We start from the raw sequence: 13,999 nt of genomic DNA, 5'->3' as shown, positions 1-13,999 counted from the left end.
TATTCAGATGGGTCGAGAGGATACTGGGTTGCGGCGGGCCCCCGGCTTCGCCGGGGGTAATGCTGGGGGAGGCGGCTCGGGTTGATCGGGGGGCTTGGCACGCTGGGGACGGGACTGGCTGCATTGCGGAGGTATTCGGATGGGTCGGGAGGCTACCGGGTTGCGGCGGGCCCCCGGCTTCGCCGGGGGTAATGCTGGGGGAGGCGGCTCGGGTTGATCGGGGGCTTGGCACGCTGGGGGGCTCGTTCGTTCGATTGCGGAGGTATTCGGAAGGGTCGGGAGGCTACCGGGTTGCGGCGGGCCCCCGGCTTCGCCGGGGGTAATGCTGGGGGAGGCGGCTCGGGTTGATCGGGGGGCTTGGCTCGGTCGGGGCTCGTTCGTTCGATTGCGATGGTATTCGGATGGGGCGAGAGGCTACCGGGTTGCGGCGGGCCCCCGGCTTCGCCGGGGGTAATGCTGGGGGAGGCGGCTCGGGTGGATTGGAGGGCTTGGCTCGGTCGGGGCTCGTTCGTTCGATTGCGATGGTATTCGGATGGGGCGAGAGGATACTGAGTTGCGGCGGGCCCCCGGGCTTCGCCGGGGGTAATGCTGGGGGAGGCGGCTCGGGTTGATTGGGGGGCTTGGCTCGGTCGGGGCTCGTTCGTTCGATTGCGATGGTATTCGGATGGGGCGAGAGGATACTGAGTTGCGGCGGGCCCCCGGCTTCGCCGAAGGCTTCGCCGGGGGGGAATGCTGGGGGGAGGCGGCTTGGGTCGATTGGGGGCTTGGCTCGCTGGGGGGCTCGTTCGTTGGATTGCGGAGGGATTCGGATGGATCGGGAGGCTACTGGGTTGCGGCGGGCCCCCGGCTTCGCCGGGGGTAATGCTGGGGGAGGCGGCTTGGTTTCGTTGGGGCCTGGCCGAACGCGTGTTCCGCTTGGGCTTACGGCGGCCCTCCGGGCTGCGCCGACGCGCACTTCGTAAATGGAAGCCGGCGGAGTGGAACCGACGAGGGCGTCGGCTGCTGACCAGGGGTCCGACCTACTATCGGTGGCTCAGCCAGCCCAGCAGTTCCTTGTTGGCGCTGGCGATGTCGGCCTCGCGGCCGAAGCGCTCGGTGTTGATGCCTTGCAGGCAGCGCAGGGCTAGTCTGGCCGCTTTGGTGCGCAGGGGGCCGGGGCCGGCGTCGCGGGCTACTTCCTCCAGGATCAGGTAGGCGCGCCAGCCCTCTTCCTGGCTGTCGCGGAGTTTTCTTTCGCCTTCCACCAACGCCCCCCGCTCGACTCCAGTCAGGCGGCTTTCTTGCGCTGCGTGGAGCGCATAGCGCTGCATATGGCTCCAGAGCGTGTCGTTGAAGTAGAGTCTCTCAGGGTTGGCCGCCAGATACGCGGCGAACTCGTAGAGGGCCTCCAGCAGCGCTTCCGGCCTGAGGCCGGGGGCCTCCATCGCATGCTGGAGGCTTGCCAGCTTGCGCATGCGCTGCGCCCGGCGGTTGGCTTGGATCGATTCGTAGATCTCCGCTGACTCGCGGTAGCGGTCTTCCCGCGCCAGGCGCACCGCCAGCGCATAGCGAACCAGGCGGATATCGGCCAGGTTGGGGTTCGCAGCGACAAAGGATTCGAGCGCAGCGGTGGGCGCGCTGCTTTCCAGGATCAGGCCCAGATCCCAGCCGGACGACGCCCAGTAGATGGAGAGGTCGGCGAGACTGCTGGGCACCATGTAGAATTCGCGGCTGCGGCCCGCCGCGCGAAGCCAGAGTGCGAAGCGAAGTTGCCCGGCCACATTGAGGGTCTTTTCGTAGACACCGCACAGGGCATAGGCGGCCGCTGCCCTTTGATCGTCGCTGGCGCGCGAGGAGCGAAAGAGGGCCAACAGGGGCTGCTCCGACGCGGCATACTCGCGGGACAGGAAGTGCGCGGAGGCCGACATCCATAGGTAGTCGGGCGCCGTGCGGATGGCTGCCGCCGCGGGGATGGACTGAGCGATGGCGCGGGCGGCGGCCGGGTCGCCCATGCGGAGCGCCGTGCGCACGCTGAGCAGGGCCAGCGTGTTGGCTCCCTTGTCCGATTGCAGGAGTCCTTTGTGGCTGGCGAGCAGCGCCTGGATGCGCCGATAGGTCTCCGAGTTGTCATGCGGAAGGGCGAAGCGGCCCGAGAGGAGTTCCCGGGAGCGCCGCGGGTTGGTGACGAGTTGGATGGCGAAGGCGGCATGCTCTGGAGTGTCGAAGTATTCGTCCAGGTGGGCGATGAGGTCCGAGCCGCCGTTGTACCCGTAGTTCATCTGGAGCGAGTTGAGCAGGGTTTCGCGGCTCAGGTTCGAGCCGGGGCGGTTCAACTCGTCCAGGTAGATCTTGCCGGCGGCCGTCTGGTCGCCCAGCAGGTAATGGATGTGGGCGAGCCAGCCGCGCGCTTCGCTGGCAAACTCCGGCGTGCGGGCCGTGCGAAGGAAGGCCTGGAGTTTCTGCTTGGCGCCCTGAAGCAGGGCAGGCTGTCCGGTTTCGCCGCCGCGCATTTCGATTTTCGCTTCGATGAGATCCACTTCCTCTTTGTCGCGGGGGGAGAGCGTACGATCCGCGCGGGCCGCGGCGACGGCCTGGCGGAGCGGTTCCACATTCACCAGTGGGCGGGGCGGCCGCATGTAGAGCTCGGCTGGCTGCAACTGCTGGTAGGCGGCGCGCAGGCGAGCGAGCGGGCTGCCGCCCTGGGCCGCGGTCATGCCGGCATAGGGCTCGTCCATGCGCTCGACATTCGGGTGTTCGAAGCTGGCGGAGTGTTTGGCGAATGGCAGCCAGAAGTGAGCGCTGAGGTATTCCCGCAACTCGTTACTCCAAGGGCAGGCGCCAGCGGTCACCAGGGCCAACAGGAGCAGGATCCAGCGGCGGGCCTTCACGGTTCCACCTCCACGGAGTATTCGGCCTGTTGCGAGCTGACGGCGCGGCCGAGGTACAGGCGCCCACGCCCGCAGTAGGGCGGGAGTGCGACCGCGACGTCGGAGGATCCGGCGAGGCGGGCAGGTATGTTCGGCTGGGGTAGAAAGTAATCCAGCGGGGTGGAGGCGTGGATGCGGTAGCGCACCTCGCGTGGGGCAAGCGGGCCTGGACTTTCGAGGTAGAGATCCACGCACTTGACGACGGCGCAGCCTCCAGGAACGACATGGACGCGGGGCGGGCGGGCGGCGTGTGTTTTGCCGGCGGCGCCCAGTTCGTTCACCGTGTCCAGGACTTCGTCGGGCTGCAGGGCCCAGGTTTCGTCTTCCGAGGGCCAGCGGAAGAAAACGACTCCGGCGTTGTAGCCCTTGATCTGGTGTGCTCCGCGGAGGGCGGCGCGGAGGGCATCGGGCGTGCAGAGGATGAACTGAAAGGTCTCGCCGGGCTCGAGGTCGTTGTGGCCGAGGCGGAGCTTCCGGGTGGCCCGATAGTTGAGGATAGTCTCGTCCGCCTGGTTGCGTTCGGCGTGGAGTTCGAAGGCGGGATTGGTGGCGAGGTCGAGGGGCTGGAGGTCGCCATAGAACTCGACGCGGTAATTACCGGTTTGCTCGGGGACAGGGTTGTGGAGGAGGCGCGTCCGGCCGAAGGTCGAGATGCCGATGCGGAAGCGTTTATGGAAGCGGTTGAAGACGGGGTCCCACCGCTGGGGGTCGATGCGGGCGGCGATGGCAGCCTGCCTGTTCCGGTAGCCGAGTTCGCCGAGGTCGTAGAACTGAGGGACGAATTCGTCCACCTGTTCGATGACACCTGCGATGGCAGTGCCGGAGCGGAACCAGTCGAGCAGGGCGGTGATGGAGATTTCGAAGCCGGGCGGCAGTCCTTTGCGGACCTCGGCCAGGAAATTGGCGTATTGGGGCAGGGCGGAGGTGGGGCTGTCGATGTCCAGTTGGACGCCTACGACGTGCAGGTTCCGCCGGCGTGCTTCCGCCTGAAGGCTGGCCAGAGCTTCGACGAGTTGGGCGGCGGCAGGCAGGCCAGGCACGCCTGGCTTTTCATAGCGGTAGACCAACCAATAGTCGCGGGCCTGCGGGAGTTCCTCGGGCAGATCGCCGTAGGTGTACCAGCGCACTGCTCGCGCGGCTCCGGGGCGGGGGTAATCGTCGGAGGTGATGCTGCCCACCTGGACGAAGAGGACGTCCAGCGATTTGCCGGAGTAGGTGGGATCGAGGTCGCTGCCTCCCCAGAACCAGAAACCGGTGGTCCAAGTGGTGGGTGGGGGCTGGTGGACAGAACGGCAGGCGGATTGAGGGAATGACGCCAGGAATAGAAGAACCAAGACGGCTGAGCGCACGAACGGAATGACTCCGATGATCAGCGTAGCAAATACGTTCGGAGTTTGACGGTCGGCTGCTCGATTTTTGCAGAAATGCGAGGTAATAGGAGTTGAGGGAGAGCGTGGCGGGTTGCGGCGGGCCCCCGGCTTCGCCGGGGGTAATGCTGGGGGAGGCGGCTCGGGTTGATCGGGGGGCTTGGCTCGGTCGGGGCTCGTTCGTTCGATTGCGACGGTATTTGAGTTTGTCGGGATGCTGCTGGGTTGCGGCGGGCCCCCGGCTTCGCCGATGGCTCCGCCGGGGGTAATGGTGGGGGAGGCGGATTGGATGGGTTGGGGACTGTGTGGGACCGGTGTTCCGCTCGCGGGGCGTTTCGGCCGGTTCGACGGAGGGGGCGGGTGCGTTCTGTAAACAGTGCGGCGGACGCCAGTTCTCAATTGACAGGCTGCCTTCCAGCCTCTAAATTATACCTAGCTAGTTATGCCAAAGAGCCGGAACGATAAACTGCAGGGCACCCTGACGCTGCTGGTGCTGCGCACGCTCGCATCGCGCGGGGCGCTGCATGGATATGGTTTGTGCGAGCACATCCACACGGTCTCGGATGAGCTGCTGCAGGTGGAGGAGGGTTCGCTCTACCCCGCGCTGCATCGCATGGAGCAGGACGGTTGGATCACGGCGGAGTGGCTGGTGACCAACAAGGGCCGGAGCGCCAAGTTCTACTCGATTACCGCTCGCGGGCAGCAACAACTGGCCGATGAAGAGGCCACCTGGGATCGCTTGACGCGGGGCGTCACTCGCGTGCTGCGGTACTCGTGAATCTGGAGGCCCGGAGATGTCCTGGTACCGGCGTTGGCGCAATGTGTTTCGACCGGAACGGCTCGATGACGAGTTGGAACGAGAGCTGCAGTATCACCTGGCCGAGACGGTGGACCGGCTGACAGAGGCTGGTTGGCCCGAGCGCGAGGCGATGCGCGAAGCGCGGCGGCGGCTGGGCAATTACACCCTGCAGAAGGAGAGGACCCGGGCTATGAATGTGGCCGGATGGCTGGATGAAACGCGCGCCGATGTGGTGTTCGGCTTGCGGCAGTTGAGGCGGAATCCCGGATTTGCGGCGGTGGCGATTCTCTCGCTGGCGCTGGGGATCGGCGCGAATACGGCGATTTTCCAACTGGTGAATGCGATCCGGTTAAAGACGCTGCCGGTGCAGCAGCCGGAGCAACTGGTGACGATTGGATTCCAGGAGGGGGCGACGCGCGCGGGGTGGTGGCCGACTCGCGACGCGGTGATGACCCATACGGTGTGGTCAGAGATCCGAGGCCGGCAACAGGCGTTTTCCGAAATGCTGGGGTGGAGCGCGGCCCGGTTTAACCTGGCCGACGGCGGGGAGCCGCGCATGGCGGAAGGGCTCTTTGTGAGCGGCAACTTCTTCCGGCTGTTGGGCGTGGACGCGATGCTGGGGCGTACGTTCACGGCGGAGGACGACAGCGCGGCCTGCCCGGCGGGGGCGGTGGTGAGCTATGCATTCTGGCAGCGGGAGTTGGGCGGCGACGCGGGGGTGCTGGGCCGGAGTGTACGGCTGGACGGACATGCGGTGCCGGTGATTGGCGTGACGCCGCCCGCGTTCTTCGGCGTGGAGGTGGGCCGGCGGTATGACGTGGCCGTGCCGCTGTGTGAGGACCAGGTGATGTCGGAGGATGGACGGGGGCGCGCTCCGGATTTGGCCGCCTGGTGGATGTCGGCGATGGGCCGGTTGAAGCCGGGCTGGACAGTGCAGAAGGCCGATGCGCACCTGCGCGCGCTCTCTGCGGAGGTGATGCGGGCGTCGCTGCCGACGGGCTACCAGACTGAACTGGCGAAGCGCTTCCTGGCGAATCGACTGACGGCGGTGGCGGCGGAGAAGGGCACGTCGGGACTGCGCGCCGAGTATGAACGCCCGTTGTGGCTGCTGATGGCGGCCACGGGGCTGGTGTTGTTGATTGCCTGCGCGAACCTGGCGAACCTGCTGCTGGCGCGGGCGACGGTGCGGGCGCAGGAGATCGCTGTGCGGCTGGCGATTGGGGCTTCGCGGTGGAGGCTGATCCGGCAACTGCTGGCGGAGAGCCTGCTGCTGGCCATGTCAGGTGCCATGCTGGGCGCCGGGCTGGCGCTGGGGCTGAGCCGCGGGCTGATTAGTTTCCTGAGCACAGCGGGCAATCCGGTGTTTGTGGATGTGGCGCTGGACTGGCAGGTGCTGTCGTTTGCGGCGATGCTGTCGCTGATCACGTGTGTGTTGTTCGGATTGCTGCCGGCGTGGCGGGGGACGCGCCTGGCTCCGGCGTCGGCGATGCGCGGCGGAGGGGCTCGGGGGGCGACGGCGGGCCGGGAGCAGTTCGCGCTGCGCCGGGCACTGCTGGCGGCCCAGGTGGCGTTGTCGCTGGTGCTGCTGGTGGGGGCGCTGCTGTTTGTGCGAAGCCTGCACAATCTGATGACGGTCGATACGGGCTTCCAGTCGCAGGGGATCCTGGCTGTCTTCGTGGATTACAGCCGGGCGCACTATCCGCTGGAGCGGCGGGCGTCGATTGCGAAGGAGTTGTCGAACCGGCTGGCGGGCGTGCCGGGCGTGTTGTCGGCGGCGCATGTGGACATGATTCCGCTGGGCGGCGGCACCTGGGACAACCTGGTGGGTGTCCAGAATGCGGCGGTGGCGGGAGGCGGGCGCACGGCCTTTTTCAACCGGGTGAGTCCCGGGTATTTCCGAACGTTGGGCACGCGGCTGGCGGCGGGCCGGGATTTCAACGAGCAAGACACGCTGACGGCGCCGAAGGTGGCGATTGTGAACGAGGTCTTCGCGAAGCGGCTGTTTGGCGGCGCGAATCCGGTGGGGCGGACCTTCCACATGGCCGCGGGTGCGGGTCAGGCGGAACCGGTGTTCGAGATCGTGGGGCTCGCGGCGAACACCAAGTACGAGTCGTTGAAAGAGGAGTTCCGGCCGATTGCGTACTTTCCGATCGCGCAGAATGCGCGGCCCGGCGGCAACGCCACGTTCCTGTTGCGGGTGACGGGGCCGGTGGGGCGCGTGATGGGCGCGGCGCAGGCGGCGGTGGTCTCGATGAATGCGGCGATGGGGGTCGAATGCCGGCCGCTGTCGAGGCAGTTGGAGGAGTCGCTGCTGCGCGAGAAGCTGCTGGCGTTGTTGTCCGGCGCGTTCGGGTTCCTGGCGGCATTGCTGGCGACACTGGGCCTGTATGGCGTGATCGCGTATATGGTGGCGCGGCGGCGGAGCGAAATTGGGGTGCGGATTGCGCTGGGCGCGAACCGGGTCCAGGTGATCCGGTTGGTGCTGCGGGAGGCTTTGCTGATGCTGGCGATCGGGCTGCCGGTGGGCCTGCTGCTTTCGGTGTGGGCCGGGCAGGCCGCGGCGTCGATGCTGTACGGGCTGCCGGCGCAGGACCTGGTTTCGCTGGCCGGGGCGAGCCTGCTGCTGGGGCTGATTGCATTTGTGGCGAGCTATGTACCGGCCAGGCGGGCGGCGGCGCTGGATCCGGCGAGTACGCTGCGCGGAGAGTGAGGGGCGGGCGGACGCGGAGCAGGTTTTGGCGCGATATCCTGTGGTCAGGACTAGAGGGACCTGGACGCATGAAACATAACTGGTTAATTGCTACTTTTGCGGCCGTGATTATGGGCGCTGCCGCTTATTGCGCGGAAATGCCGCAGACGGGCCAGCAGGCTCCGGAGTTTTCGCTGCCTTCCCAGGAGGGCACGAATGTGGCCTTGAAGGCGCTGCGCGGGAAGTGGGTGGTGCTGTATTTCTACCCGAAAGACATGACACAGGGATGCACCATCGAGGCGCATAACTTCCAGCGGGATCTGGCCAAGTATGAGGCTAAGAATGCCGCGATTTTGGGGGTTAGTGTCGATTCGGTGGATAGCCACAAGGAGTTCTGCACCAAGGAGAGCCTGACGTTTAAGCTGCTGGCGGATGCGGATAAGAAGGTGGTGGAGGAGTACGGTTCGTTGAACCAGCGCGGGATGGCGTCGCGGAATACGTTTCTGATTGATCCGAAGGGGAAGATCGCGAAGGTTTGGACGGGTGTGAGCCCGGCTAAGCATAGCGAAGAGGTTTTGGCGGCTTTGGCGGAAGTGAAGTAGACGCGGCTGTTTTTGGGATTCGTTGGCGGCCGGGGGGAGAAGGTTCCCGGCCGCTTTGGTTTTTGGGGTGGGGTTTATGGGGCTCGGTTGCTTGTTGGTGCGGGCTTTCGGGGGGTTGCCCGCTCGCTCACGGGTCTGTGAAAAAATCCAAGCCTCCCCAAACATTTCTATGCACAAATGTTTGGGACTGGTTTTACTCTGGATTCGTGGAACAGGCGACTGAACTGCTTGGCAAGATCAAGTACCTCCCCATCGACCGGGCGCAGATGCGGTTGGAACCACTGGACATCGAAGGGCTCATCCCCCAGAACCACGCGGCGCGGGTGATTTGGGCGGTGAGCGGACGGTTCGATTTCAGTGCGTTTGAGACGAACCTCAAATCGCGCGAACAAACTGCGGGACGCGCGTGTTGGCCGCCACGTTTGCTGGCCAGCCTGTGGATCTACAGCTACAGCCTGGGTGTCGCCTCGGCGCGGGCCATTGAGCGGATGATGGCGCACGAGCCAGGAATGCGGTGGCTGGCGGGCACCCAGGTCATCAATCACCACACCTTGTCGGATTTCCGGGTTGGGAACGGAGAGGGAGTGGAAGGGCTCTTTGCTCAGTTTCTGGCGATGCTGGAAACGGCTGGGGTGGTGGACTTCCAGACCATGCTGCACGACGGGACCAAGGTGAAGGCAGTGGCCGGGCGGTCGTCGCTGCATCGGCGCAAGACGCTGCAACAGCGGCTGAAACAGGCACGGAAAGTGATGCGGGAGCTGGACCGCCGGGCGAGCGAAGAGGGAGAAGGGGCGGATCGGAGGCGGGAGGCGGCGCTGGAGAAACTGAAGAAGTTGGAGGCGGATGAGACTCCGCGAAACCGGAAGGAAATCCGGGTCAGCGACAGCGAACCGGATGCCCGCAAGATGAAACATGCCGATGGGAGTTGGGCGCCGAGCTACAACGTGCAAGTGAGCACGGAACCGAAGTCGCGGATGATTATAGGGATCGGGGTGAGCACGGAAGCCAACGACACACAGGCGTTGCTACCGGCGGTGGAGAAGGTCAAAGACAATACCGGCCAGCAGCCCACGCAGGTGATCTGTGACAACGGGTATGCGACGCGGGGCAATGTGGAGATGAGCAGCGCGCGGGAGATCGAGTTGATCGCGCCATGGAAAGAAGATCGATCGAGGGAAGCTGGGGCGTGTGCGCGTAACAGGATCGCCAAAGAGTTTGCGCCGTCGGCGTTTCGGGGCCGAAGAGGAGGCAAGCACTTGATCTGTCCGGCCGGCAAGCAACTGGTGGTGATTCAGGAGCGGGTGCATCACGGAGTGCTGCGCGAGAAGTTTGCGGCACAGGCAAGCGACTGTGGGCAGTGCCAGTTCCAGAAGCAATGCTGTCCGGGCGGAGGGGCGCGACAAGTGGAGCGTGTGGTGGAAAGCCCGGCGATGAAGCGATACCTGTCGAGGATGAAGCGGCCCGAGATCAAGAAGCTTTACAAAAAGCGGAGCGAGATAGCGGAGTTTCCGCATATGTGGGCCAAAGCGGTGAAGGGCTGGCGGCGATTCTCGGTGCGAGGCGTGGTGAAAGCGGGGATGGAAGCGCTCTGGGTGGCCCTGGCGTACAACGTGACGCAGTGGATGCGGGTGAAGCCCCAGGCAGAAGCCGCGTAGCGCCAGTCACTGGACGAATAACCGGCGAAAGTGGCCGATTCAGGCGCCTGCGACGGGTATAACCGGGCCGGCCAGCCAGGGCGGGCACCTCCATCAACTGCAGCCTGCGAAATCAAGCCGATCGCCGAAAACCGGGCCAACCAGGCCGCGGGAATCAAAATTCGATTGTTTCACAGACCCTCACGCTCGCGGCTCAATGCGCTGGTCGCGGCGTCGTTTGTTGTTACGGCTCCGGTTGTGAGCTGGGATATCTTAGTTGGCAGAGGATATTCGCATGCCAAATGGATGGTGGGCGCTTCTGCTGGCCGCTCCGCTGCTGGCCCAGACTCCCGTGAAGACCGGGATGCCGTTTAGCGACTTTTATCTGCACGACCCGTTCATTCTTGCCCACAAGGCGACACAGACCTATTACCTGTATTGCGGCGCCGGTGCGCGGCAGTTGGGCGGGCAGCGGTCGGGCGTCGTCACCTATAAGAGCAAGGACATGCTGCATTGGGACGGTCCCTACAAGGTGTTTGAAGTGCCTGACGGGCTGTGGGCCGATCCGGCGCAAGGGGTGTGGGCTCCGGAGGTGCATTTCTACCGGGGCAAGTATTACCTGATGGCTACGCTGCACAACAGCAACAAGCTGCTGCCGTATGCCGATGAAGAGAAGCTGCCCATCTATAACGGCAAGAAGGCCAAGCCGCACCTGCGGGGGACGCAGATCTTTGTGGCGGACTCGCCGGAAGGTCCGTTCGCACCTCTGGGCAACAGCCCGGCTCCTCCGGCGGAGCTGATGACGCTGGATGGCACGCTGTATGTCGAGGGCGGCGTGCCGTATATGGTCTATGCACACGAGTGGATCCAGGTGCTGGACGGGACGATGGAAGCGGTGCCGCTGAAGAAAGACCTGACGGCGCAGGCGGGGGCTCCGTTCCTGTTGTTCAAGGCGTCGGAGGCTCCGTGGGTGAGTGAGCAGGCGAAGAAGGCGGAGAAGCCGCAGAACTTTGTCACCGACGGTCCGTGCCTGTATAAGACGAAGAAGGGCAAGTTGGTGATGCTGTGGTCGAGCTACCGGGACGGGCTGTATGTGGAGACGCTGGCGTACTCGACCAGCGGCAAACTGCGCGGACCGTGGAAGCAGGGCGAGGTGCTGGTGGGCAATGACAGCGGCCACGGGATGCTGTTCGAGTCGTTTGAGGGCAAGCTGATGATGGTGCTGCACCAGCCGTTCCGGCAGGCTCGGGGGAAGCTGTTCGAGATGGAGGACACCGGCGAGTCGGTGCGGGTCGTCAAGCAGATTGTGCAGTAGAGGCGGAGGCACGCGCCGGGCTAAATGGGGATCGTCTGCGGCGCGCCCGGCGGCCGGGCCGGGGTGCGGATTCCGGCGAGATCGAGCATGAGGTCGGAGCGGGCGAGGACTTCGCGCCAGCGGGTGCGGAGGCTGCCGAAGACGGTGACCTCGGCGGCGTTGAAGCCGATGGCGTCGATGCCCTGACGCTGGGCGAGCCAGATGGCGCGCTGGTTGTGGAACTCCTGGGAGACGATGATGAGCCGGGTCTGGCCGAAGATCCAACGGGCCCGGAGGATGGATTCGCGGGTGGAGAAGCCGGCGTCGTCGCGGTAGATGCGATCGGCCGGGACTCCGGCGCGGATGAGGCTGTCGCGCATGTCAGCGGGTTCGTCGTAGACGGCTCCGTGTTTGTCGCCGCTGACCAGGAAATAAGAGACCTTGCCCGCGTGGTAGAGCTGGGCGGCGGCCTGGATGCGGTGGGCGAAGAAGGCATTGGCGCGGCCGTCGGGGAGTTGCCGGGAGCAGCCCAGGACGAGGGCGACACTGCGCGGCGGGATGGCTTCGGCGGCGGTGTAGGTGCGGCCGGCGGCGTTGCGGTTCACCATCCACCAGGCGGAGATGGCCCAGATGAGGGCGATGGCCGCGAGGGTGAGGGCGGGCCGGGCGAAGCGGCGTTTCCCGAGGATCCCAGAGAGGGCCCGGAGTGGGCGGAGCATGTGAATAGTTTACGAAACGGAGCGGGTCGGGCAGCGGGTGGGGGCGGAATGTTACGTTGACCTCAGAGGGCGATCCATGAGCGAGGCACTGAGGGAAAAAGCGATCCAGTTCCGGGCGTTGCACGAAGGGCCGGGGGCGTTTGTGATTCCGAATCCGTGGGATGCCGGGTCAGCGCGGCTGCTGGCTGGGTTGGGTTTTCCGGCCCTGGCGACGTCCAGCGCGGCGTGCGCCGTGGGGCTGGGCCGGCGGGATGGCGGCATCACGCGGGACGAAGCGCTGGCACATGCGGCTCTGATTGCGGCGGCGACGGACCTGCCGGTTTCGGCGGACCTGGAAAACGGGTTCGGAGACGCGCCGGAGGTGGTGGCGGAGACGATCCGGCGGGCTGCGGAGGCGGGTGTCGCCGGTTGCACGATTGAGGACACGACAGGGCGGGCCGGGGCTCCGCTGTATGAGTTTTCGCTGGCGGTGGAGCGCGTGGCGGCGGCGGTGGAAGCGGCTCGCGGGCTGGATTTCCCGTTTGTGTTGACGACGCGCACGCACAACCTGCTGTTCGCGGAGCCGAAGCTGGAGGAGACACTGCGGCGGCTGCAGGCGTTTGAAGCGGCTGGGGCGGATGTGCTGTTTGCTCCGGGGTTGCCGGACCTGGCGGCGGTGCGGACGGTGTGCTCGGCGCTATCGAAGCCATTCAACTTCATGGTGGGGATTCCGGGCCAGTCGTTTTCGGTGGAAGAGCTGGCGGCGGCGGGCGTGAAGCGGATCAGCCTGGCGACTTCGCTGTGGCGGGCGGCGATGACGGCGCTGATCGAGACGGCCAGCGCGGTGCGGGCCACAGGCCAGTTCGGGTTTGTCGACGAGGTGGCGAGCACGGGCGAGATCTGCCGGATTATGGGGATCTGAGGGCTTGGGGCGAACCTGGCCTGTTGGCCGGGCCTCAGACGGCGGGCTGGTCAGCGAGGGCGACGCGGCGTTCCCGGCGGTAGCGGGCCGGGGGCAGGCCGAACTCGCGTTTGAAGGCGCGATTGAAGGCGGCCTCTGATTCGTAGCCGACTTCGGCGGCGATTTCGGCTACGCCTTTCGGGGTGCGCACGAGGGAGCGGGCGGCCAGTTGCAGGCGCCAGCGGGTGAGATAGGTCATGGGCGGTTCCGAGAGGTAGCGGGTGAAGCGCTCGACGAGCGCGGAGCGGGAGACGCCGACTTCGCGGGCGAGATCGGCGATGGTCCAGGGATGATGGGCCTGGCGGTGCATGAGGCCGAGGCTGCGGCCGACGACGGGGTCGCGCGCTCCGGAGAGCCAGCCGGTCTGCTCCTCGGGCAGGCTCGCAATGTAGCGGCGCAGGATGTCGACGAAGAGGGCCTCTGAGAGTTTGGAGAGCATCGCCTCGCTGCCGACCCTGGAGGAGGAGGCCTCCTCCACGAGTTGCAGGATGGAGTTTTCCAGCCATCGGCCGGAGGAGCCGGTGCGGACGTTGACTTTCAGAATGGGCGGCAGGCCGCTGAGGATGGGCCGGCTGAGTTGCGGGTCGCAGCCCATGAAACCGCAGACGAGGCGGGTACGCGAGCCGCCACCGCCGGCCTGCAGGCGGGTGAGGTCGCGGGAGAGCACTTTGCGTCGCACTTCCGGGGTTTCGCGGGTTTCACCGGACTCCGGCTCACTGCTGAGGATGTGCGGGTGGCCGTGGGGGAAGACGACGACGTCTCCAGCGACCAGGGGGAGAGCGGAGCCACCGAGATGGGCGAACGCCTCGCCTTCGATCACCAGGTGATAGATGACCAGATGGGGCGTGCCGGGCGCGAGGATAGCGGAGAGGTTCTGGGAGGCCGGCGTGTCGACGCCCCAAGGGGCAGAGAACTCGGCATTGAAATACAATGCGCCGTTCAGTTTGACCCCGCTCAGGATATCCGAGAAAGCGTCCATGATCCCCTCTGGACTCTCTGCAAAATTGCGCGGATGATCGGCAAATCAAATCGCCGGCTTCGGATTCCCG

General features: G+C 65.7%; 10 protein-coding genes. 6 read left to right on the top strand and 4 right to left on the bottom strand.

Going from position 1 to position 13,999, the window contains the following annotated elements; translation table 11 throughout:
- Positions 1-1,022: 1,022 nt before the first annotated feature.
- On the bottom strand, positions 1,023-2,867 hold the full coding sequence (locus ACR9Y2_RS34230) for a hypothetical protein (RefSeq protein ID WP_435046403.1): 1,845 nt from the start codon (positions 2,865-2,867) through the stop codon (positions 1,023-1,025).
- Positions 2,864-4,255: a DUF3142 domain-containing protein gene (locus ACR9Y2_RS34225; protein WP_435046402.1), complete on the bottom strand. Its 1,392-nt coding sequence runs from the start codon at positions 4,253-4,255 to the stop codon at positions 2,864-2,866. Before ACR9Y2_RS34225 ends, ACR9Y2_RS34230 begins: the two co-directional genes overlap by 4 nt.
- Before the next feature lie 460 nt (positions 4,256-4,715).
- Here ACR9Y2_RS34225 and ACR9Y2_RS34220 point away from each other — a divergent pair, with 460 nt between their 5' ends.
- From ACR9Y2_RS34220 to ACR9Y2_RS34200, 5 genes are all read left to right on the top strand, one after another.
- The gene (locus ACR9Y2_RS34220) at positions 4,716-5,051 is read left to right on the top strand and encodes a PadR family transcriptional regulator (protein ID WP_435046401.1); all 336 of its coding nucleotides are present in this window, start codon (positions 4,716-4,718) and stop codon (positions 5,049-5,051) included.
- A 16-nt stretch (positions 5,052-5,067) separates the two neighbouring features.
- A complete protein-coding gene (locus tag ACR9Y2_RS34215; protein ID WP_435046400.1) occupies positions 5,068-7,782 on the top strand; it encodes an ABC transporter permease in 2,715 nt (904 codons plus the stop codon).
- Positions 7,783-7,850: 68 nt separating this feature from the next.
- Positions 7,851-8,363, top strand: coding sequence for a peroxiredoxin (locus ACR9Y2_RS34210; protein ID WP_435046399.1), 513 nt, complete (start codon positions 7,851-7,853; stop codon positions 8,361-8,363).
- Between the two features lie 206 nt (positions 8,364-8,569).
- Positions 8,570-10,018: an IS1182 family transposase gene (locus ACR9Y2_RS34205; RefSeq protein ID WP_435046398.1), complete on the top strand. Its 1,449-nt coding sequence runs from the start codon at positions 8,570-8,572 to the stop codon at positions 10,016-10,018.
- Positions 10,019-10,292: 274 nt separating this feature from the next.
- On the top strand, positions 10,293-11,312 hold the full coding sequence (locus ACR9Y2_RS34200; protein ID WP_435046397.1) for a glycoside hydrolase family 43 protein: 1,020 nt from the start codon (positions 10,293-10,295) through the stop codon (positions 11,310-11,312).
- A 20-nt stretch (positions 11,313-11,332) separates the two neighbouring features.
- Here ACR9Y2_RS34200 and ACR9Y2_RS34195 read toward each other — a convergent pair whose 3' ends face one another.
- Complete coding sequence (locus tag ACR9Y2_RS34195; protein WP_435046396.1) at positions 11,333-12,010, bottom strand: SanA/YdcF family protein; 678 nt, start codon at positions 12,008-12,010, stop codon at positions 11,333-11,335.
- A gap of 76 nt (positions 12,011-12,086) precedes the next feature.
- Here ACR9Y2_RS34195 and ACR9Y2_RS34190 point away from each other — a divergent pair, with 76 nt between their 5' ends.
- Entirely contained in the window at positions 12,087-12,911 is an 825-nt protein-coding gene (locus tag ACR9Y2_RS34190) for an isocitrate lyase/PEP mutase family protein (RefSeq protein ID WP_435046395.1), read from the top strand.
- Between the two features lie 34 nt (positions 12,912-12,945).
- On the opposite strand, the gene ACR9Y2_RS34185 is transcribed toward ACR9Y2_RS34190, so the two are convergent.
- Positions 12,946-13,929: an AraC family transcriptional regulator gene (locus ACR9Y2_RS34185; RefSeq protein ID WP_435046394.1), complete on the bottom strand. Its 984-nt coding sequence runs from the start codon at positions 13,927-13,929 to the stop codon at positions 12,946-12,948.
- Between the last annotated feature and the right edge of the window lie 70 nt (positions 13,930-13,999).

It is taken from the genome of Paludibaculum fermentans (assembly GCF_051172195.1).
GTDB lineage: Bacteria > Acidobacteriota > Terriglobia > Bryobacterales > Bryobacteraceae > Paludibaculum > Paludibaculum fermentans_A.
This window is presented reverse-complemented; position numbering and strand designations above follow the sequence as displayed.

Excerpts from the sequence above, each read along its gene's own strand:
- ACR9Y2_RS34220 (WP_435046401.1), top strand. The coding sequence starts at position 4,716 with ATGCCAAAGAGCCGGAACGATAAACTGCAGGGCACCCTGACGCTGCTG.
- ACR9Y2_RS34215 (WP_435046400.1), top strand. The coding sequence starts at position 5,068 with ATGTCCTGGTACCGGCGTTGGCGCAATGTGTTTCGACCGGAACGGCTC.
- ACR9Y2_RS34210 (WP_435046399.1), top strand. The coding sequence starts at position 7,851 with ATGAAACATAACTGGTTAATTGCTACTTTTGCGGCCGTGATTATGGGC.
- ACR9Y2_RS34200 (WP_435046397.1), top strand. The coding sequence starts at position 10,293 with ATGCCAAATGGATGGTGGGCGCTTCTGCTGGCCGCTCCGCTGCTGGCC.
- ACR9Y2_RS34195 (WP_435046396.1), bottom strand. The coding sequence starts at position 12,010 with ATGCTCCGCCCACTCCGGGCCCTCTCTGGGATCCTCGGGAAACGCCGC.
- ACR9Y2_RS34190 (WP_435046395.1), top strand. The coding sequence starts at position 12,087 with ATGAGCGAGGCACTGAGGGAAAAAGCGATCCAGTTCCGGGCGTTGCAC.
- ACR9Y2_RS34185 (WP_435046394.1), bottom strand. The coding sequence starts at position 13,929 with ATGGACGCTTTCTCGGATATCCTGAGCGGGGTCAAACTGAACGGCGCA.